18 protein-coding genes are annotated in these 20,796 nt (G+C 62.9%); 6 read left to right on the forward strand and 12 right to left on the reverse strand.

The window, feature by feature from the left end; all coding sequences use genetic code 11:
- Positions 1–238 precede the first annotated feature (238 nt).
- On the forward strand, positions 239–3,277 hold the full coding sequence (locus tag AC1RDJ_RS04525) for a heparinase II/III domain-containing protein (RefSeq protein WP_493026613.1): 3,039 nt from the start codon (positions 239–241) through the stop codon (positions 3,275–3,277).
- Positions 3,278–3,298: 21 nt separating this feature from the next.
- Here the strand turns inward: AC1RDJ_RS04525 and AC1RDJ_RS04530 are convergent, their stop codons facing one another.
- Entirely contained in the window at positions 3,299–3,712 is a 414-nt protein-coding gene (locus AC1RDJ_RS04530; protein ID WP_493026614.1) for a hypothetical protein, read from the reverse strand.
- 24 nt (positions 3,713–3,736) lie between these two features.
- Positions 3,737–4,669: a hypothetical protein gene (locus AC1RDJ_RS04535; RefSeq protein ID WP_493026615.1), complete on the reverse strand. Its 933-nt coding sequence runs from the start codon at positions 4,667–4,669 to the stop codon at positions 3,737–3,739.
- A gap of 380 nt (positions 4,670–5,049) precedes the next feature.
- Between AC1RDJ_RS04535 and AC1RDJ_RS04540 the strand changes: the two genes are divergently transcribed.
- The 4 genes from AC1RDJ_RS04540 to AC1RDJ_RS04555 all read left to right on the forward strand — a co-directional run bounded on the left by AC1RDJ_RS04540 (position 5,050) and on the right by AC1RDJ_RS04555 (position 9,878).
- Entirely contained in the window at positions 5,050–6,207 is a 1,158-nt protein-coding gene (locus AC1RDJ_RS04540; RefSeq protein WP_071323238.1) for an ABC transporter substrate-binding protein, read from the forward strand.
- Positions 6,208–6,297: 90 nt separating this feature from the next.
- On the forward strand, positions 6,298–7,188 hold the full coding sequence (locus AC1RDJ_RS04545; protein WP_071323239.1) for a branched-chain amino acid ABC transporter permease: 891 nt from the start codon (positions 6,298–6,300) through the stop codon (positions 7,186–7,188).
- A 7-nt stretch (positions 7,189–7,195) separates the two neighbouring features.
- Positions 7,196–9,139, forward strand: coding sequence for a branched-chain amino acid ABC transporter ATP-binding protein/permease (locus AC1RDJ_RS04550; protein WP_493026616.1), 1,944 nt, complete (start codon positions 7,196–7,198; stop codon positions 9,137–9,139).
- A gap of 10 nt (positions 9,140–9,149) precedes the next feature.
- Positions 9,150–9,878, forward strand: a complete 729-nt coding sequence (locus AC1RDJ_RS04555) for an ABC transporter ATP-binding protein (protein WP_071323241.1) — start codon at positions 9,150–9,152, stop codon at positions 9,876–9,878.
- Positions 9,879–9,953: 75 nt separating this feature from the next.
- Here AC1RDJ_RS04555 and AC1RDJ_RS04560 read toward each other — a convergent pair whose 3' ends face one another.
- The 10 genes from AC1RDJ_RS04560 to AC1RDJ_RS04605 all read right to left on the reverse strand — a co-directional run bounded on the left by AC1RDJ_RS04560 (position 9,954) and on the right by AC1RDJ_RS04605 (position 16,880).
- On the reverse strand, positions 9,954–10,280 hold the full coding sequence (locus AC1RDJ_RS04560; protein ID WP_493026617.1) for a hypothetical protein: 327 nt from the start codon (positions 10,278–10,280) through the stop codon (positions 9,954–9,956).
- 106 nt (positions 10,281–10,386) lie between these two features.
- Complete coding sequence (locus tag AC1RDJ_RS04565) at positions 10,387–10,782, reverse strand: hypothetical protein (RefSeq protein ID WP_493026618.1); 396 nt, start codon at positions 10,780–10,782, stop codon at positions 10,387–10,389.
- Between the two features lie 156 nt (positions 10,783–10,938).
- On the reverse strand, positions 10,939–11,148 hold the full coding sequence (locus tag AC1RDJ_RS04570; RefSeq protein WP_493026619.1) for a hypothetical protein: 210 nt from the start codon (positions 11,146–11,148) through the stop codon (positions 10,939–10,941).
- 247 nt (positions 11,149–11,395) lie between these two features.
- Positions 11,396–11,716: a DUF2288 domain-containing protein gene (locus AC1RDJ_RS04575; protein WP_493026620.1), complete on the reverse strand. Its 321-nt coding sequence runs from the start codon at positions 11,714–11,716 to the stop codon at positions 11,396–11,398.
- 49 nt (positions 11,717–11,765) lie between these two features.
- Positions 11,766–12,464, reverse strand: a complete 699-nt coding sequence (locus AC1RDJ_RS04580) for an RES family NAD+ phosphorylase (protein WP_071326379.1) — start codon at positions 12,462–12,464, stop codon at positions 11,766–11,768.
- Positions 12,465–12,466: 2 nt separating this feature from the next.
- Positions 12,467–12,904, reverse strand: coding sequence for an MbcA/ParS/Xre antitoxin family protein (locus AC1RDJ_RS04585; protein ID WP_034755432.1), 438 nt, complete (start codon positions 12,902–12,904; stop codon positions 12,467–12,469).
- Between the two features lie 81 nt (positions 12,905–12,985).
- Positions 12,986–13,405 carry a fosfomycin resistance glutathione transferase gene (gene fos, locus AC1RDJ_RS04590; protein WP_493026621.1) on the reverse strand — a complete coding sequence of 140 codons (420 nt, stop codon included), beginning with the start codon at positions 13,403–13,405 and terminating at the stop codon, positions 12,986–12,988.
- Positions 13,406–13,422: 17 nt separating this feature from the next.
- Entirely contained in the window at positions 13,423–14,028 is a 606-nt protein-coding gene (locus AC1RDJ_RS04595; protein ID WP_493026622.1) for an RDD family protein, read from the reverse strand.
- 102 nt (positions 14,029–14,130) lie between these two features.
- Positions 14,131–15,831, reverse strand: coding sequence for a single-stranded-DNA-specific exonuclease RecJ (recJ, locus tag AC1RDJ_RS04600; RefSeq protein WP_071323247.1), 1,701 nt, complete (start codon positions 15,829–15,831; stop codon positions 14,131–14,133).
- Entirely contained in the window at positions 15,828–16,880 is a 1,053-nt protein-coding gene (locus AC1RDJ_RS04605) for a hypothetical protein (protein WP_493026623.1), read from the reverse strand. Before AC1RDJ_RS04605 ends, recJ begins: the two co-directional genes overlap by 4 nt.
- A gap of 395 nt (positions 16,881–17,275) precedes the next feature.
- Between AC1RDJ_RS04605 and AC1RDJ_RS04610 the strand changes: the two genes are divergently transcribed.
- Entirely contained in the window at positions 17,276–20,782 is a 3,507-nt protein-coding gene (locus AC1RDJ_RS04610) for an SdrD B-like domain-containing protein (RefSeq protein ID WP_493026624.1), read from the forward strand.
- The last annotated feature ends 14 nt before the right edge of the window (positions 20,783–20,796 follow it).

Here is a 20,796-nt window from a genome sequence, read left to right on the forward strand (position 1 = left end):
ATTCCATTAAATAAGGCCATTGCTTATATTTTCTTCTCTATTTTTCACTGTTGGCGCTCAGTTATTGTTGTTTTCAAAAGAGTCGTGGCAGTATGCGGGAAGTATTTTTTTGATAACTTCATGATGAAAATAGAGGAAACGCATGGCAATGCAAGCAATGGCAAGGCAATCCGGTTGTCAGGTTCCCGCGCGTCGGCCAGGCAAACGATGGCTGCATGCGGGCCTGGGCGTGCTGGCGATGGCGGCGTCTGCCGCGATGGCGCAACTGCCCGCGCCCGTCAAGACGGGCCATCCGAAGCTGTTTGTCAGCCAGGCCGGCTTTGATCTTCTCAAGACACAACTGCCTTATTACCCCGCCGCGCGTTTCCCCGCCACCAGGGGCAGCATCAGTTTTCAGTTGCTGGCACAGCACAAGGATAGCCGCGACGGGGTGAATCAGAACATTTTCGGCCAGCACGTCAGTGTTGGCAATACGATTCTGATACGCCATGTGGATGGATGGGATGTGCCGGCCGTGGCGGGAAGCAAGGGGACGGTGGGTGTCCAGTTCGCATTGCTGAAGAATGGCGTGTATGCCTCGAGCACGCAGGTCAACTTGACGCCAGGCGTGCTGTCCAGGATGAAATTTTCATGGGATAGCCAGGCGCACCGGGTCGGGCTGACGGTGAACGATGTCGCCATTCCCACCATCTGGAATACGGCCCTGGGCGTGCCCGTCGAGTGGCAGGCGGATGCGCAGATATTCAGCCTCGGCGGCCGGTACAAGGAAGACATGCAGGATTTCGTCCTGCGCGACGGGCAGGGCACGGCATTGATCGGCTATCCCACCCGGGATGTGGGTCTCAATACCGCCTGGAACGCATTTGTTTATGCGGCAGACAGGCGCCTGGCGGAAATCCATAGCTGCGCCACGATCGCGCCCACGTCGGCCGCTTTTCCGAAATCGTGCAAGGTGGCCACCGGGCATCGCGGGACGATCTATGAAAGCGCGCAATTGCTGTCCATGGCATGGCTGCTGACGGAAAAGGACAAGTACCGGCAGGGCCTGCTGACGTACGCGGACATGCTGCTGGCGAGCCCACTTCCCGCCGGCAATGAATGGTCGATGGGGGGCAGGGTGGCCGCCATGGGGCTGATGTATGACTGGCTATATGACTTGATGGGCAGCGTGAATGTGCCCGCCGCGCTCGGCACGGGGCCGTACCGGAACATGCTGGCGCAGAGAATCAAGGAGACGATAGCGGCGGAAAATACGCTGCCGGCACATGATCACCTGGTGGCGTCCATGTGCGGCAGCGGGCAGCATTTGCGCGACACGAGCACGGTCTTCGATTGCGAGCAGAAACCCGTGTACGAACACTGGAACCGCGGCGCGACGCCCTCGATTGCCAATTACTATGTCAGCGGCCACGCCTTCAGTGCCGTGACGAACATGGCGCTGGGCTTGCTGGCCATCGCCGAGGAGCACCCCGAAGTCGTGCCGATGATCGACACGGCATATGCGCATTTCGACAAGGGTTTCATGGCCGCGCGCGCCACCATTTCCGCCGATGGCGGCCACCAGATGGGCTTTGCGTATGGCGTGTCGAGCATCCCTGAGCGCTTGCTGTTGTGGCGCACGGCGCTCGACAATGGCGACGGCACGCCGCTGTTGCAGGCGGACTGGCAGGATCAGTTGCTGTATCCCTATATCTACGGCTTGCGCAGCGACGGCCTGTTCCCTTCCAGCGGCGACAACTATGATTTCCCCGTAGGCAATCCACTGCTCGGGCAATTGGCGCGTGGCGTGGCCAGCGTTGGCGGCGATGGCGTCGCCTGGTCCTTCTATCGCGAGCAGGTCGCGACGCGTCGCGGCGGTGGCGACGAGATCCTGGAGCGCCTGTTCTGGCCAACCCCGGTGGTGCCTGCGCCGATACCAGGCCTGCCGCTGGCGCGCCATTTCAGGGTCTCGGGCCAGGTGCTGATGCGCGACAGCTGGGATTATGCGCAGGCCACCGTGCTGGACTTCAAATCATCGTCGTTCGCGGCGCAGAATCACCAGCACGCGGACCAGAACAGCTTTTCGCTGTATTACAAGGCGCCCTTGCTGCTCGATACGGGCTTGTATGACAGCTATGAAAGCGTGCACTGGTGGAATTACTACACGCGCAGCGTAGCGCATAACACGATCACGGTCTACGATACGGTGGACGATGCGACGGAGCTGCTCATGAACGGCGTGAGCGGCCTGAGCCGCGATGGCGGGCAGTGGCTGCAGGCGCGGCAACAGAACTATCCGACAATCGACGAGATCCAGCCTGGCGGCGTGAATGCGCTCGATGGCATCGTGCGCTATGAAAATACGCCGGAATATACCTATACCAGCGGCAATGCCAGCAAGGCCTATTCGGCGACCAGGCTGGACCGGAATAACGGTTTCGTGCGCCAAGTCCTGTTTCTGCGCCAGCCGGCGTTCTGGCCCAAGCCCGTGACGGTGGTCTTCGACAGCGTGCGCAGCAAGCGTGGCTTGCCAGCCACCTTTTTGCTGCATACGGCGCATGACCCGGCGGCCAATACGGCCAATACGAGCAATCTCGGCGATGGGCACTACAAGCTCGGCTACAGTGCGGGACAGCGGCGCATCGCCACCGTGCGCAACGGCGAGGGCATGCTGATCGTGCAAACCGTGCTGCCGGAAAATGCCGTCGTGCACAAGGTCGGCGGCCTCGATCATGACGGCACCGTGTGTCGGCAGATGAGCCCGGTCAAGGCGAACGAACAATGGGCCAGCAGCGGCGATTGCCGCTTCATGGTGCGCCGCCGCCAGGCCGATGGCAGCGATCTGTGGTTCAACCATGCGCCGCAGACGAGCGAGCAAAAAACCACGAATGAGGATGTGGGTGTTTGGCGCCTGGAAGTCACCTCGGCAACGGCACCGGCGGCCAATGCGCCCGAGTATTTCCTGCACACGCTGTTTGTTGCCGACAACGATGGCGCCAGCGGCACGGCCCAGCCGCCCGATACGCGGCGCCTGGCGGCCGCGGCCAACACCGAGGCGCTGTTGCTGGGCAGTCAGCTGCACGTGCTGTTCAACCGCGACGTGACGCCCGCTGCCCGCATGGACTGGACTTCGCCGCTGGCGGCCGGCGCCATCCTGGCCACGGGCTTGAAGCCTGGCGTCCATTATGCGCTGACGTCGGCGCCGGCGGCCGGCGCGTTCGCCCGCAGCCTGGTCGAGGTGGTGCCAGGGCCGGGCACGCACCTGAGTTCCGATCAGGGCGTGCTCAGCATCGAGTAAGCCGCTTGCCTGCTGGCCGGGTCAGGCCGCCTCGTCCTTCTTCGGCTTGGCGCGCAAGGCGGCCGCCGCCTTGCCGATGGCGAACGGGTCACGCGACAGGATGGCCGCGCCCAGGTCGACCAGCCTGGCCGCGGCGTGGATGGCGGCCTTGACGTCGGCGATGCGCTTGAGCTGCGCCTTGCCTTTGGCGATGGCGGCGTCGATGTCGCCGCGCGCCTGCTCGGCACCCTCGGCGATCAGCGCGATGCCGAAGGCGCGGAACAGCGACACCATCTGGTCCAGGTGGTGCTCGTATTGTTCCAGCAGCGCGCGTTGCTCCGCCGACAGCGCCGGGCGGGCGCGGATGCGCAATTCCAGCACCAGGCTCGATGCCTGCGCCAGGCTGTCGGCGATGGCGAACGATTCGTCCTTCGTCAGTTCGGTCAGTTGGGCCATGGGATTCTCCAGTGGACGCGCCGCTTACCAGCGGACGGGGGCGTAGAAAACGGCTTGCCGCTGCAGGGCGTCGACGTGGCGCGCAAACTGCGCCAGCTGCGTTTCCAGCTCCGGTTCCTGCAGGCGGTCGATATGCGCGCGCAGCGCGGCTACGCTCGCTTGCAGCGACTCGACGGCGCGCACATAGGCGACGACGATCTTTTCCCTTTCCTGCAGTTGCTTGCCTTCCTGGTGCAGGCGGGTGCGGATGTAGTTGGCGGCCAGCGGTTCGCGCGCGGCGGCGCCATCGACGGCGCCGCGCAGCAGGGCCAGGTCGCGCAATTCATCCTGCAGCCCGGCGCGGTAGCTGCGCTGCGCATAGTCCTTCAGCGCATCGCTGACGATATTCACGGCGTCCTGCTGCTCGAGCAGTTCGCGCAAGGCCGACTTTTGCAGGCGCTGCGTGGCCAGGCGGCTCAGCAGTTCGCTCAGCTTCACGACTTTTTCCAGCTTGTCCGCGTCCAGCAGGGGAGCGCCGGCACCGGGCTGGGCGAGGCCGCCCAGCGCGTCGCCCAGCCCCGCAAATTCCTCCTGGTAGACGGGCAGCTTCTCGTCGGCCAGCGCCGCCAGCGTGTGCGCGTAGCGCAGCAGCACGTCATTGAGGCCGGCGATCGACAGGCTGGCCTGCGCGATGGCCGCGCAATCGGCGCGCGCGGCCTGTTCGCTCGCCTGCGCATCGAAGCGCTCGGCCATGATCAGGCGCTTGCGCATGGCCTTGTCCGTGCAGCTGTTGACGCTGCCAGCGAGCATCGGTTCGAAGTGCACCGACATCTTTTGCGTCTGTTCGGCGAACGTGCGCACGGGCGCCAGCTTGCTCGCGCAGCCGCCCAGCAGCAGGCTGGCCAGCAGACTCGCCAGCAAGGCCGCGGCAGGCGGGCGCAGCGCGGTGGAAAGGGATGGTTTCGACGGGCGCTGCATATTGCCTCCATGCGGTAGGAGTGGCTGGACGGGGCCGCGCTTGAGCGCTGGCATGGCCGACCTTAGCATGCTGGACAGTGGCAGCATTGCGCCAGATCAGTGCACGGAAGAATCGCTGCCAGCACCCGTCCCGGCTGTCGCGTTTTGCCACAAACGTGTTGCCCGATGGCGCAGAGTGCGCCAATTTGCGTCATATTTTCCTTACAGAAGTCTGACAGCAGACAAGCAATTGGCTGTTTTACACATGCTGCGACGCGTCATATGTAGTTGTTGCTGGAGCATGTTTACTAACCTACAATGATTTATCGATGGGGCGGTTATCCAGCGTACGACTATAAAAATAAGTGGCATTAAAAACGTTGTATCACAGGAGATGACAAATGAATTTCAAACAGAAGTTGCTCGTGGCAAGTTTGGTTTTGGGTTTCTCGCAAATGGCTGTCGCAGCCGACCCCATCAAGATCGGCGTGTCCGGTCCGTTCACGGGCGGTTCCGCGCCGATGGGCGTGTCGATGCGCGACGGCGTGAAGCTGGCGGTCGCCGAAATCAATGCCAAGGGCGGCGTACTGGGCCGTTCGCTGCTGCTGATCGAGCGCGACGATGAAGCGAAGAACGAGCGCGGCGTGCAGATTGCCCAGGAACTGATCAACAAGGAAAAGGTCGCCGCCACTGTCGGCTACATCAATACGGGCGTGGCCCTCGCTTCCCAGCGTTTCTACCAGGAAGCCAAGATTCCCGTGATTAACAACGTGGCAACGGGTTCCATCGTTACCAAGCAGTTTGCCGACCAGCCTGAAAACTACATCTTCCGCAATGCCGCCAACGACCAGATCCAGTCGCACATGATCGTCGAGGAAGCCGTCGACCGCCGCAAGTTCAAGAAAGTGGCGATCCTGGCCGATTCCACCAACTATGGCCAGCTGGGCCGCGCTGACCTGGAAAAAGCGCTCGACGCGAAAGGCATCAAGCCTGTCGCCATTGAAAAATACAATATCAAGGACGTCGACATGACGGCCCAGTTGCTGAAAGCGAAGCAGGCGGGCGCGGAAGTGGTGCTGACCTATGGCATCGGCCCGGAACTGGCGCAGATCGCCAACGGCATGGAAAAACTGGGCTGGAAAGTGCCGCTGATCGGCAGCTGGACCCTGGCCATGGGCAACTTCATCGACAACGCGGGCAAGAACGGCAATGGCACGCGCATGCCGCAAACCTTCATCCAGGACCCTACCACGCCGAAGCGCAAGGCCTTCATCGACGGCTATGTCGCCGCTTACAAGCCATCGGGCGGCCGCATGCCGTCGGCCGTGTCCGCCGCGCAAGGCTATGACTCGATTTACCTGCTGGCCGCGGCCATCACGCAAGCCGGAGGCACGGACGGCCCGAAAGTGCGCGCGGCGCTGGAAAACCTGAACGAAAAAGTGGAAGGCGCCGTCACCACCTACAGCAAGCCGTTCAGCAAGACCAACCACGAAGCGATCACGGCGGAGCTGACGGTGTTTGGCGAAGTCAAGGATGGCAAAGTGGTCCTCGCCAAGTAACGGGCGGATAGTTCATCCATCGCCGTGGAATGGCCAGCTTGAGGATTCAAGGCTGGCCATTTTTGTATCGTTCGTCTTTCGGGGAATACCATGGAAATCTTCCTGCAGCTTGTCTTCAGCGGCGTCGCGCTGGGCATGATCTATGCCGTCATCGCCTTCGGCTACCAGCTGACCTTTGCCACCTCTGGCACGCTCAATTTCGGCCAGGGCGAATCGCTGATGCTGGGCGCGCTGGTGGGCCTGTCGCTGGTGGGCAGCATCCACGGCGGCCCCTACATGAGCTACCTGCTGATGATTCCCATCGTCATCGCCTTCGGCGCTCTGCAGGGCGTGTTCGTCGAGTGGATCGGTGTACGGCCCGCCATCAAGATCAAGTCCGAATTCGGCTGGATCATGTCGACCATCGCGCTGGCCATCATCTTCAAGAACGTGGCGGAAAACATCTGGGGCAAGGATGACCTGATGTTCCCCTCGCCGCTGTCGGCCGCGCCGTTCCAGGTCTTCGGCGCCAACGTGCAGCAGATGCAGGTGGCCGTCATCATCGGCGCGCTGGCCATCATGCTGGCCGTCGAGGTATTCAACCGCAAGTCGATCTATGGCAAGGCCGTGGTGGCCACGGCGAACGACCGCGACGCGGCCGGGCTGATGGGCATCAATACGGGCATGGTCATCACGTTTTCGTATGCGCTGTCGTCGGCCACGGCCGCGTTTGCGGGCGTGCTGGTGGCGCCGCTGACACTGACGGGCGCCACCATGGGCGCTTCGCTGGGCCTGAAGGCATTCGCCGTGGCCATCATCGGCGGCCTGACGTCGGGAGTGGGCGCCATCGTGGGCGGCCTGATCCTGGGTATCGCGGAAACCACCACAGGCTATTACATTTCCACCGGCTACAAGGAAGTGCCTGGCCTGCTGCTGTTGCTGCTGGTGCTGGCCATCAAGCCGTCCGGCCTGTTCGGCAAAGCCGCGATCAAGAAAGTCTGAGGATGCCATGAACAAGAAAATCACCATGCTGGCGTTGAGCGCGGCAGGACTGGCCGTGCTGGCGCTGTTTCCCATCGTCATTCCGAATCCCTATTACATCCACCTGGCCGAGACCATTTTGATCTACGCCATCCTGCTGTTCGGCCTCGATATCGTCGTCGGCTACACGGGGCAGGTGTCGCTGGGCCATGCGGGCCTGTTCGGCATCGGCTCGTATGCCACGGGCGTGCTGGTGTTCAAGCTGGGCCTGCCGTTCTGGCTGGCCATTCCCGCCAGCATCGTCGGTGCGGCCGCGTTCGGCGCCATCCTGGCCTTGCCGGCCCTGCGCGTGACGGGCCCCTACCTGGCCATGGTGACCCTGGCGTTCGGCACCATCGTGCAAATCCTGATCAATGAAATGAGCTTCCTGACGGAAGGCCCGATGGGCATCAAGATCCACAAGCCCGTCATGTTCGGCCATAAATTGACGGAAGTGGAGTACTACTACATGGTGGCCGCGCTGATGGTCATTTCGCTGGTCGTCGTGCACCGCATCCTGAAGTCGAACCTGGGGCGGGCCTTCGAGGCGCTGCGCGACAGCCCCATCGCCTCCGACTGCATGGGCGTGTCCGTCTACCGCTACAAGGTGTACGCCTTCGTCATCAGCGCCGGCTTCGCGGGCCTGGCCGGCAGCCTGTATGCGTATTCGGAAGAGTATATCTCGCCGAATACCTACAACTTCGAGCTGACGATCCTGTTCTTGCTGGCCGTCATCATGGGCGGGCGCAAGACGCGCTCGGGCGCCCTGATTGGCGCCCTGATCGTCGTCATGCTGCCGAGCTTGCTGTCGGACATCGAACTGTTCCGCAAGATCGCCGTGGCCGCCGCCGTGCTGGGCGTGATCGGCTCGGCGTTCATGGTGGCGAAAAAGCGTTCGACCGTGCGCGGCGTGATCGTGCCGCTGGTCGCCACCATCGGCCTGGCCGCGTTTTCCTACAAGCTCGACAACATGGTCGACTGGCGCCTGACCATCTTCGGCCTGATGACCCTGTTTGTCGTGTACTACCTGCAGGACGGCATCGTGGGCTTCCTGATGAGCTTTGTCGGCAAGGGGCGGCGCCATGTGGAAGCCGTCGCTTCGCACGGCGTGGCCCCGTTCCACCATGCCGAAGGCGGCGCCCAAGGCGCCACCCTGCTGCGCGTGGAGCAGGCGCTGATGCAGTTTGGCGGCCTGAAAGCGCTGAACCAGGTGGACCTGAGCGTGACGCAAGGTTCCGTGCATGGCTTGATCGGGCCTAACGGCTCGGGCAAGAGCACGATGATGAACGTGCTGACGGGCATCTACAAGCCGACGGCGGGCAAGGTGGAATTTGCCGGCGTGGTGATCTCGGGCCGCACGCCATCGGAAATCGCGCTCGGCGGCGTGGCGCGCACCTTCCAGAACGTGCAGCTGTTCGGCGAGATGACGGCGACGGAAAACGTGCTGGTGGGCTTGCACAACACCTTCCAGTCGAACGTGCTGGACGTGATGCTGCACACGCCGCGTTACCGGCGCGAAGAGAAGGCCGCGCGCGAGCGGGCCGCCAGCATCCTCGAATTCGTCGGCCTGGCCGACCTGGCCAATGAAGAGGCGCGCAACTTGCCGTATGGCAAGCAGCGGCTGCTGGAAATCGGCCGCGCGCTGGGCCTGAACCCGCGCCTGCTGCTACTGGACGAGCCGGCGGCGGGCCTGACGGCGCCCGACATCAAGGAGTTGATGGCCATCATCCGCAAGATCCGCGAACATGGCATCACCATCATCCTGATCGAGCATCACATGGACGTGGTGATGGCGCTGTCGGACGTGGTGACGGTGCTCGACTTCGGCCAGAAGATCGCGGAAGGCGTGCCGAGTGCCGTGCAGAGCGATCCGAAAGTGATCGAAGCCTACCTGGGCGGCAGCGCTGAAACCCTGGCCCCTGTGGCGCACTGAGAGGAAGACCATGCTGACCATTCATAATCTGCACGCCGCCTACGGCAAAGTCGAAGTCTTGCACGGCATTTCGCTCGACGTGCCCAAAGGCAAGCTGGTGACCCTGATCGGGTCGAACGGGGCCGGCAAGACCACCACCATGCGCGCCATTTCCGGCATGCTCAAACCGAGGTCGGGCAGCGTGACCCTGGGCGGCAAGGACGTCACGGGCCTCGATTCGCACCGCATCGCCCGCGCCGGGCTGGCCCATTCGCCGGAAGGGCGCAGGGTCTTCGCCTCGATGTCGGTGACGGACAACCTGCTGCTGGGGGCGTTTCCCCGTTTCACGCGGGCGCGCCCGAAAGGCGACATCAAGGGCGACCTGGACAAGGCCATGGAATTGTTTCCGCGCCTGAAGGAGCGGCGCGACCAGCTGGCCGGGACGCTGTCGGGCGGCGAGCAGCAGATGCTGGCCATGGCCCGCGCCGTAATGCTGAATCCGGAAGTGATCCTGCTCGACGAACCATCGATGGGCCTGGCGCCCATCCTGGTGGAGGAAGTCTTCCGCATCATCACGCGCCTGAAAGCGGAAGGCGTGACCATGTTGCTGGTCGAGCAATTCGCCGCCGCCGCCCTGAACGTGGCCGATTACGGTTATGTGCTGGAAAACGGCAGCATCTCCGTGCATGGCCCGGCCGAGAGCTTAAAGACGGATCCGAAGGTGATCGCGGCCTACCTGGGAGGGCAGGGGCACGCCTGAGTGCCGGAGCAACATGCATGCAGGCACGGCTGGGGGGAGCGCTTTCCAGGCCGGCCTGCTGCGGTCAAGCCCGCTTTAATTGATGGGGTCAACCTGGGTGACCGTGCAAAATCCCGACACATTGCCGCTGGTATACACCATCACGCGGCGATTGCCGCTTGCAATGGACATCAGGGTGACGGCGATGATGGTCTTGCTCGCTTCGGGAATGAACATCCAGGTGGCGCCCGCACAATTGTCGGGCGATGCCGTGGTAGAGGGATTGAAGCGTATCAGCAAGCCGCCGGCGACCGCCGAGTGGTCCCATATCTCGCCCTCTTGCCACGTTGGCCCGGCATGCGCCGGCGCCAGCGACAGGGAACCGCAGAATAAAACGGCGGAAAGCAGGAATTTGCGCAGCATAGTGTCCTTTAAGTCAGTATTTTTCTGAAATGATCATTCATGCATCGCCGCGCGACCAGGCGGCTACGGCACGGCTGATGCCAGCCTCGCGGCTGGCGTGGCGCTGTTATTGAATGATGTAGAGCGAGCGTAGCGTCGTGCCCCAACCCGCGCAGGCATCGACTTCCAGCTGGATTTTTTTGCCGGCCACCAAGGCTGACAGGGCAGCGGCGTACGCTTGCTTGGAGCCAGGGCGCGTATTGTCGATCGAAAAAACGTTGGTCCCGCAAAAGACGTCACTATCGAGCGAGATATAAATCCTTGCTTCGCCGTTGGCGGGCTCACTCATGTACGGCCGCAGTGACGTAATACCGACCGGTCCGCTTTCAGGGCCGGCGATGGCCAACGGTGCCGCCGCGCACAGTGCCCCGAGGAGGATTGCGTGTTTGATATTCATTTTAAGAAATATTGTTTTTCGGAAATGTGTGATTTTATAGCGATTTGTAAAAAATGCAATAGCCATGTCGCGTCTGGCGGAGCGGCAGGTAGGCGTGCGGGAGGAAGGGCCGGCATGCCGAACGTGGCGCGGCGGCGCGGCCGCTATCGGCTGGTCGTGCGGCGATGGAGCCGGCAGGCGGCTGTCTTTCCAGTATCGAATGCAGTGGCTAGTCCGGGATGACTAGTCATCCATGCGAAGAAGATTGAAGCCGCTGACATAGTTCCAGCGCGCGGGCAAGTCTGGACACACCGTGGCGGAATCGGTGACCCACAAGGTGACGCTGCGGCCACTGGCTTGTGCCGCCAACAAGGTGGCGTATATCACTTTGCAGGTGGCGGGATTGATGCCGTTGGTGGCCGTTTCCACATTGCACAGAAACCCCCATTGCACTTTCCCGATGCTCTCCGCGACCACGGCGCCTAGGCCGTTAATCGACACGCCTTCACCGGTCCGCTACACGTATGGTTTGCCGATGCGGGCATGGAAGTGATCAGGGAAGCGATGGCCAGCATGGCGGCGAGATATTGGTCATTGAGCGCCAAGTTGGTGAAGCGATGCCGTCGCTGGCGGTACGCAGATCTTGCCCGGCAGCGCCCCGGCATGCTTGCCGCCCGGCGCTGCGCTTGTCCCGCGGTGCCTAGTGTTTGGTGGGTTTATCCTGCTGCACCAGGATAAACGGGCTGACGACGACGGCCCACAGGGCCGCGTCGGCCGCCTGCCAGTCCAGCGCCTGCTGGTCCGATACCTTGGCGACCTTGCCGTCGGCCATCCATTGCGAGATGGTGGCCTTGTCGTCGTGCGAGATGCGCACGGCGACTTCCACCAGGTCCAGCTCGTTGGCGACCCAGACGACGTTGCCCTGGGCGAAGTGCTTTTCCAGTTCGCTCCAGGCCAGGCGGGCCGTTTCGCTGTTGACTTTAAGGCGCAGTTCGGTGTCTTTTTCAGGATTGGTTTGCATGCGAAATATCAATGTTCTGTGAGTCGGATGCCGCGCCGCACAGGGTTCTTTACAGGATTTCCACGTGCGGCGTTGGCGTACCCCGCCATGTTAACCGATAGGCGGCGCCTTTGCGAACATTGCCCACGAGGGCGGGGCGGAAGCAGGCCAGGTTGGTGCCGCCCGCCAGCCTCGTGCTGGGGAAGATGATGCCCATGGAACCGGCCTCGAGCAGGATGGCGGCCAGGTCTTGCGAGGCGATATAGCTGGCCGGGTCGAGGCAGGCGCGGTAGCGCTCCTGGCCGCGCAAGTCGTGGAAGCTGGCGGAAAAATCGGCCAGCAGCGACTGGTAATTGACGCTGTCGTCGAAATAATCGATTTCCTGGTATTCCACGGTCTTGTGGAAAATGATCTCGGCCAGCGCCGTTTTCATGTCGAAGGCGCAATACCAGGCGCCCCGCTCGCCATCGTTGAAACGCGCGCCTTCCGGGCGGGCATAGGTGTAGGCGGCGTTGATGATGCGAAAGTGCGGCACGCCAAAAACCAGCTCGTCCACGCCAATTCCTGGCGCGCCGCCGTACTCGGCCACCAGGCGCGCATTCGTCGCGTTATCGAGTTCAAACAGCTCGCGCAAGTGATCGTCGTCTTCCGCCAGCGGCGCCAGCACGGAGTCTTCCATGTCGGCAAAGCGCGACGGGATCAAGCGGCAGGTATCGATCTGGCGCAACGCGGCCAGTGGCGGCAGGTTTTCAAGGGATGAGGGCGGCAAGATCACAACCCTCCACGCCGCGCATCGAGCAGCTTGCGCACCGTCTGCATGGCCAGCAAGCCGCCGGCCAGCATCTGCGACAGCGGCGTGCGGCCGCCAAACACGGGATTTTTGTTGGGCAGGCTTACCCATTCATCGGCCAGCTTGTCGCCGTACAGGATGTGCAGTGCCTTGTAAATGCCCAGCAGATACGAGATGCGCGTGATACGGTCCACCTCCAGCACGCGGTCCGGATGCTTCTTCCATTCGTAATAGGCGCTGCTGGACAGGCCGCCCAGCAATTCGCGCGCATCGTCGTCGCGCAGCTTCCAGGCGGCGGCCAGCTTGAAAAACCCTTTCAAGGCCGCTTGCGACAGGCGTTCGCGTTCGGCTTTCGCATTCAGGTCGACGAGCACGGCCGGTTCGAAGCGGCTCTTGGGGTAGGCGTAGGCAAGATTCATGATGAACTCCTTTTATGGATTAATATTACTCCTTTTTTGGAATTATTGCTGTCCTGCTCCAATTGTGTGCGATAACACCCCTCATGCGTCAAAGAAGACCATGCCGGTGTAGGGCGCGGCACGGCAGGCGGCCAGGCGCTGCGCCAGGCTGCCCGCATGCGCTTCCAGCCGGTGGCCGTCCGGGTCGAGAAAATACAGCGAGTCGCCCTCGCTGCTGTTGCGCTGCCATTCCGGCACGTTTGCCGCGCGCAGGCGGGCCGCGAGCGGGCCAAAGTCGGCGGCAGCGATCGACAACGCGTAGTGCGTGTAGCCGGGGCTGGCGAGGGGTGCGTCCGCCGCCTGGGTGTCCAGCGACAGGCATAGCCACAAATCGCCAGCCGACAGGTAGGCGCCCCGGTCCCAGCGCGCATGCAGGCGCAGGGACAGGGCATCGCGGTAAAACGCGATGCTGCGCTCGAGTTCGCGCACGGACAGGGTGAGGTGGTTCAGGCCGCTCAGCATGGAAGTGGGGGCTGCTTTCAGGTGGGTGTGGAGGCCAGCGGTGGCGCTTGCGTTGCGCGGGCGGGGAGTTTGACGACGACCGTGCCGGCCATGAAGTCTTGCAGGGCCCGGCGCTGTTTATTCAGCATCAGTACGATAAATTCGCTGAGCATCCAGAGAAATGCAAGAAATATAGCCGACAGCTCCCAGGCGTACGCGTTCTCGAAGGACAATGCTGTCTGCCCCGCCAGGCCAGGAAACGAGAGTCCCAGGAAGTGCCAGAGTTTCGGCAGGCTTGCCAGCAGATAGAGCGTGGCGACAACGCCGTAGCGCAGCCAGGCGGCGCGGCTGGTCACGGCCGATCCGTCCTGCAACTGCAGTTTTAATTTGCATAGCCACATGCCCGGCGTCACACCGTTGCGGGCGACAAGAAAGACGTTGTACGCCAGCATGACAGGTAACATAAACAGCGGCATGAATTCCTGGTTAATCAGTGTCGGCCCCGGAGTGTCGAGCGCCCAGGAGGCCGTTAGCACAATCGACACTGGAATGATCATGCTCAATGATACGATTATTTGATCAATACAAAACGCGCCCAGCCGGCGCCAACATCCCCCGTATTCCATGCGATGTCTCCCATTCATGGCAACCGGCGGCTGCCTGTATGACTGGATACGCCATTACTTAGGGGAAATGTTAGCTATTCGCCGCAGCATTGAGGTGGAGCAATAAGACTAGCAAGGTCATCAGGCAGGTTCCGCATGCTCCACCATCAGTTGCACCTTGGTCGTGCCATTGTATTCATTCGCATCGAGGCGGAAGGCGACGCGCGTGCGTTCGCCCAGGGCGTCCGTGTGGCCGAACCAGATGGCGTCGAAGCGCACGCCGTTCTTTTCCAGCAGCAACTTCAAATGGCGCTCCTTCAGGATGCGCTGGCTGACGACGCGGAATTCGTCGCAGAAGACGGGCGGGGCGAAGCCCTGGCCCCACACTTGCCCATCCATCAGCTCGATGAAGGCCGTCGTGTAGTAGGCGTCTTCCAGCGGGCCGTCCGTTTCCACCACGCGCTCGAGCTGCTGCTGGCTGAGCCAGGCCTGGCCCACGGCTTCGAAGGCCTTGGAAAATGCGTCGAAGGCGTCGGCGCGGATGGTCAGGCCCGCCGCCATGGCGTGGCCGCCGAACTTGTCGATCAGGCTCGGCGCCCGTTTCGACACAAGGTCGAGCGCGTCGCGCAGGTGAAAGCCGGGGATCGAGCGGCCCGAGCCCTTGATCCAGCCGTCGGCACCCGGCGCGAACGTGATGGTCGGGCGGTAGAATTTTTCCTTCAGGCGCGATGCGACGATGCCGATCACGCCCTGGTGCCACGACTCGTCGAACACGCTGATGGTGCTGCTGGCGGCCGGCTCGAAGTCATCGAGGTGGAGCAGGGCCGTATCCTGCATTTCCGCCTCGATTTCACGGCGTTTCAGGTTGATGTCGTTCAATTGCTGCGCCAGCGCCCAGGCGCGGCCTTCGTCGTCCGTGATCAGGCATTCGATGCCCAGCGACATGTCCTGCAGGCGCCCGGCCGCGTTCAGGCGCGGTCCCAGCGCAAAGCCCAGGTCGAACGGCGTGGCGCTGCGCGCTTCGCGGCCCGCCACGCGGAACAGGGCGGCCACGCCCGCGTGCATATTGCCCTTGCGCATGCGCTTGAGGCCTTGCGCGACGAGGATGCGGTTGTTCGTATCGAGGCGCACGACGTCGGCGACCGTGCCCAGCGCCACGAGGTCGAGCAGGTTATCGAGCTTGGGTTGCGTTTGCGCATCGAAAATGCCGCGCCGGCGCATTTCCGCGCGCAGGGCCAGCAAGACGTAGAACACGACGCCGACGCCGGCCAGGTGCTTCGATGGAAAACCGCAGGCCGGCTGGTTCGGGTTGACGATGACGGCCGCGTCGGGCAGGGTGTCGGCCGGCAAATGGTGGTCGGTGACGACGACCTGGATGCCGCGCCGGTTTGCCTCGGCCACGCCGTCGATGCTGGCGATGCCATTGTCGACGGTGATGATGATGTCGGGCGACTTTTCGCGCGCCGTCAGCTCGACGATTTCCGGCGTCAGGCCGTAGCCGTACTCAAAACGGTTGGGCACGATGAAATCGACATCGGCGCCCATGGCGCGCAAGCCGCGCAAGGCGACGGCGCAGGCGGTGGCGCCGTCGCAATCATAGTCGGCGACGATGACCATGCGTTTCTTGGCGGCAATGGCATCGGCCAGGAAGACGCCGGCAGCGCCGATGTGCAGCAAGCCGGACGGCGGCATCAGGGCCGCCAGTTCGCTCGACAGTTCTGCCGCGTCGGACAGGCCGCGCGAAGCATACAGCCGGGCCAGCACGGGATGGATGCCACCCTGGCGCAGCAGTTCGGATTCGCGGTAAGGGCAGGGACGGGTGGCGATGCGGGTACGGGTCATGATGCTTTCAACTTGTTCAGGGTGGGCGCGCGCCAGAATTTGCGCTGCGCATGCTTGCCGGTGGTGACGTCCAGCCAGGCGTCGCGGTGGCTCAGCACCAGGCGCAGACGCCCCAGGCGGCCATCTTTGAGGGCCGCCAGCAGCGGCGCGAACCAGTGTGCTTCCAGCGCCTGCAATTGCTGCAGCCACAGGCCCCATTCCTGTGCCTGGGCCGGTTCGATCAGCCCGCCCAGCACGACGAGTGCGTCCTGCTTGCCCGCCAGTACACTGTTTGGACTGGCATGGCGCTGCGCCGGTTCCGCCAGCGCCGCCAGCCAGCCTGGCGCGTCCGCCGTATGCAGGCTGGCCGCGCATGTCGGACGCTGCGCCGTCGCCAGACCGGCGCCCCAGACCCAGAAGGAATTGATGGCTTTCAAGCCGCGCTCTTCGCGCGCCGCATTGACCGGGTGTTCATGCCACAGCATCTGCACTTCGTTTTGCAGGCGGCGCGCGGCGCGTGCGTGCTCGCCTTCCGGCATCCAGACGGACAGGTCTTGCGTGGTGGCGCCGTCCGGCGACGCACATTGCAGGTCGGACCAGCCATCGGCGCGCATGAACCAGGTGCCGGCGTCGCCATACGCCAGCGGCTGGCCGATCTCGTCGAAATACGGGCGTGCCGTATCGAACAGGGCGCGGCCGTCCTCTTCGCTCAACTTGAGCTGGCGCAGGTCTTCCAGGCTGATATGGCTGCGGGCGATGGCCAGGTGGGCCGGGTGCAGCAGGAAATAGCGCGCGCCGGGCGCTGGCGCCAGGCCGTAGCCGCGCATCGCCTCCACGGCAAAGGCTGCCTGCGCCGCCGCGCCATTCGGCGCTGGCGCCAGGCCCAGCGCATGCGCCAGCCACGCTTCGTGCGGCAGCAGGCGCTGGGCGGTGTCAAATGTTTCTAAATTGGAACTGGAAGTGCGCGACAGGAGCGCCGCCAGCGCGGGCGCCTGCAAGACCTTGAGCAGGTCGGCAGCCAGTTCGGCATTGGGCAGGGCGCAAGGCAAGACGAGGGTAAGTTGATTCATCCCGAGATTGTAGGCGATTGGGCAGTGCCAGAGTAGGGGCATGTCATTTTCATCGGCGGCGGCAGCCATATCAAAAGTATCAAAAATACATCAAAATTATAATAATTTAATCATTATTGGTGGAAATCAATTTGCTTTTACAAATATCGACGATATAATTGCGCTAACTTAAATATCAGAAAGACAATCACCCCCTGCTGTGTGGTTGCGTCGTTTGGCTCCTGTGTCCCTCGAAACTGTATACAAGACGCTGCCGGCTTCATTTTTTAAACAAGTCTTTTTCTTGGAAGCCCACCCATGTATACATTCGCCGCTTTGCACGGCCAGGCTGATCGCGCCCTGGCCTCCCACGTTGCCACTCCTGCCGCCACCGTTGCGCACCGCCAGGAGGCCGCATGACTACCTACAATCTGTCGACCACGGTCCACGTGTGCGAAGACATCAACAAGAATTTCGACATCCGCGACTTGCTGGTGCAAGCCGGCTATTCGGTGCAAGGTGAACTGAACATCAAGAATTTCACCGTGCTGTTGCCCGACGATACGGAGTCGACCGTCAATACGCCGCTGTTCGGCATGCTCGACGCGGACACCGTGTACGTGCGTCCCGGCGACTGGGCCGCCAACTACAACGGCAGCTTCTCGACCATCCAGGTGACGATCGACAAGGGCAATGGCGATATCGTCCAGCTGAGCCTGCAAGTCATCATCGACCCCGTCAATGACGCCCCCGACGCGGCCGACAAGACTTTCACCCTGGTCGATGGCAGCAGCGTGGTACTGAGCGAAAGCGATTTCGGCTTCCACGACGACGTCGAGCATAACGGCTTCAAATCCATCGTCATCACGAACACCACCACGGCCGGGCAAGTCTTGCTCAACGGCGTGGCCGTCGCCGTGGGCACGGAAGTTTCCATCGACGCCATCCGCGCGGGTCAGCTGGTCTTCGTGCCGAGCCAGACCGTGGCCGGCGACTTCGACCTGGGCTTCAAGGTGCGCGATGATGGCGGCACGGAAGGCTGCAACGCGCAAGACCTGAGCCTGGCGCCCCATTATCTGACCTTCAAGGTGCCGATGGCCCACCTGGGCGACTTCGTGTGGGAAGACAAGAACGCCAATGGCGTGCAGGATGCGGGCGAGGCGGGCATCGCCAATGTCGTGGTGCAACTGAAGGATGCGGCCGGCAATGTTGTCGCCAGCACCACCACGGACGCCAGCGGCGGCTACCACTTCGACGTCAATCCGGGCACCTATTCGGTGACGGTGGTGGCGCCGGCCGGCTATGTGCCGACGGCGGCCAACCAGGGCGGCGACATGGGCAAGGACAGCAATATCGATGCGGCCGGCAAGATGGCGCCCGTCACCCTGGCGCCAGGCGAAACCAATCTGAGCCTCGATGCGGGCCTGTACCGCACGGCCGAACTGGGCGACCGCGTCTGGCTCGATACCAACAAGAATGGCGTGCAAGACGCCGGTGAAGCGGGCGTGGCCGGCGTGAAAGTGACCTTGCTCGATGCGTCGGGCAACGCCGTCGGCAGCCCGCTCGTCACGGATGCGAACGGCAACTATCTGTTTACGAATTTGAAGCCGGGCGCCTACAGCGTGCAGTTCGACAAGACCAGCCTGCCTGCCGGCTACGCCTTCACGGGCCAGGACCTGGGCGGCGACGATCAGCGCGACTCCGACGCCAATGCGCTGACGGGCAAGACGGCGCAAGTGCTGCTGGCCTCGGGCGACAGCAACCACACGCTGGATGCGGGCATCGTGGCCCTGCCAGCCACCCTGGGCGACCGGGTATGGCATGACAGCAACGCCAATGGCGTGCAGGATGCGGGCGAAGCGGGCATCGCCGGCGTCACCGTGCAGCTGAAAAACGCGACGGGCAGCGTAATCGGCTCGACCGTCACCGACGCCACCGGCTACTACAACTTCAATGTCGATCCGGGCACGTATTCGATCGCCGTCGTCGCGCCACCCGGCTATCTGACCACGGTCAAGGATGCGGGCGGCAACGATGCGCTCGACAGCGACATCAACGCGGCCGGCAACAGTTCGCTGGTGACGGTGGCCGCCGGCCAGAACTACAAGGACCTCGATGCCGGCCTGTACAAGACGGCCGCCATCGGCGACCGCGTCTGGTGCGACACGAACGGCAACGGCACGCAGGATGCGGGCGAGGCGGGCGTGGGCGGCGTGAAAGTCAACCTGTACAACGCGCAAGGCGCCGTCGTGGCCAGCGCCACCACGGATGCCAACGGTAACTATTTGTTCAGCAACCTGGTGCCAGGCAATTATTACCTGGGCTTCGTGCCACCGGCCGGCTACGGTTTCACCAAGGCGGACATCGGCGGCTATGCCACCGATTCCGACGTCAATCCTGCCACCGGCCTGACCACCACCTGGGCCACCTTGAAGTCGGGCGAGACCCAGCTGGACTGGGATGCGGGCCTCGTCAAGCTGAACACGGCGTCCATCGGCGACCGCGTGTGGGAAGACAATAACTACAACGGCGTGCAGGATGCGGGCGAACTGGGCGTGGCGGGCGTGAAAGTCAACCTGCTCAATGCCAGCAACCAGGTCATCGCCACGACGACAACGAATGCCAGCGGTAACTATCTGTTCGACAAGCTGGCCGCCGGCAGCTACAAGGTGGAAGTCATCCGTCCATCGGGCTTTTATTACACCAAGGCCAATGTGGGCAGCGACGCGGCCGATTCCGACGTCGATACGAGCACGGGCCGTTCCGGCCTGATCAACCTGGCCGCCGGCCAGAACGACATGAGCTGGGATGCGGGCATCTACCGCAAGGCCAGCCTGGGCGACAAGGTGTGGCGCGACGCCGACCATGATGGCGTGCAGGACGCCAACGAGGCGGGCATCGCCAACATCAAGGTGCAGCTGTACTCGGGCAGCGGCGCCTTGCTGGCCACCACGTACACGAATGCCAGCGGCAACTATCTGTTCAGCAACCTCGATCCGGGCAGCTATTCGCTCAAGTTCGACAAGTCGGGCGTGTATCACGCCGGCTACGCCATGGACAGCTGGCGCTGGGGCGTGAAGAACGTGGGCAGCAATGACAACATCGATTCCGACGTCAACAGCAATGGCACCCTGGCCAACGTGGTGTACACGGACATCCTGAAACTGGCATCGGGCCAGAACGACATGAGCTGGGATGCCGCCATCACGCCTATCGTGATCGACCTGAACGGCGATGGCGTGCACACGATCGCCCGCGCCGATTTCCACGGCAGTTTCGACTTGCTGGGCACGGGCAGCGCCATCCAGTCGGGCTGGGTTTCGGCCCACGATGGCTTGCTGGCCATCGACAGCAATGGCAATGGCAAGATCGACAATATCTCCGAGTTGTTCGGCGGCAACGAGAAGGGCACGGGCTTTGCCAAGCTGTCCAGCTATGACTCGAACCACGACGGCGTGGTCGATGCCAAGGATGACAAGTTTGCCGAATTGCGCATCTGGCGCGACGCCAACAGCAATGGCGTAACGGACGATGGCGAACTGATGTCGCTGCACGACGCCGGCGTGGCCAGCCTGACGGTGGCTTACACGGAACTGCCTTTCCTCGACGCCAACGACAACCTGCACCTGGAGCGCAGCAGCGCCACCCTGGTCGACGGCAAGACGGTGGACATGACGGACGTGTATTTCAACGTCGACGCCAAGGATGCGGCCAAGGCTGGCATCACCTTGCCGAGCATGGCCGACCTGCTGCGCGACGACCATGCGCTCGACACGGCGCTGGGCCAGGACGCGACCGTCGCCACGGTGGCTGCCGCGCCAGCCGCGCCGGCCGCGGAAGCCCAGGCCCAGTGCGAAATGGCCGACCTGTTGCGCCGCGCCATGGCGCACACCACCGCACAGCCCCAGGAAATGGCTGCCTGATGTTCCTTGCCGGG

The sequence above is a fragment of the Janthinobacterium sp. GW822-FHT07H10 genome (genome assembly GCF_058798675.1).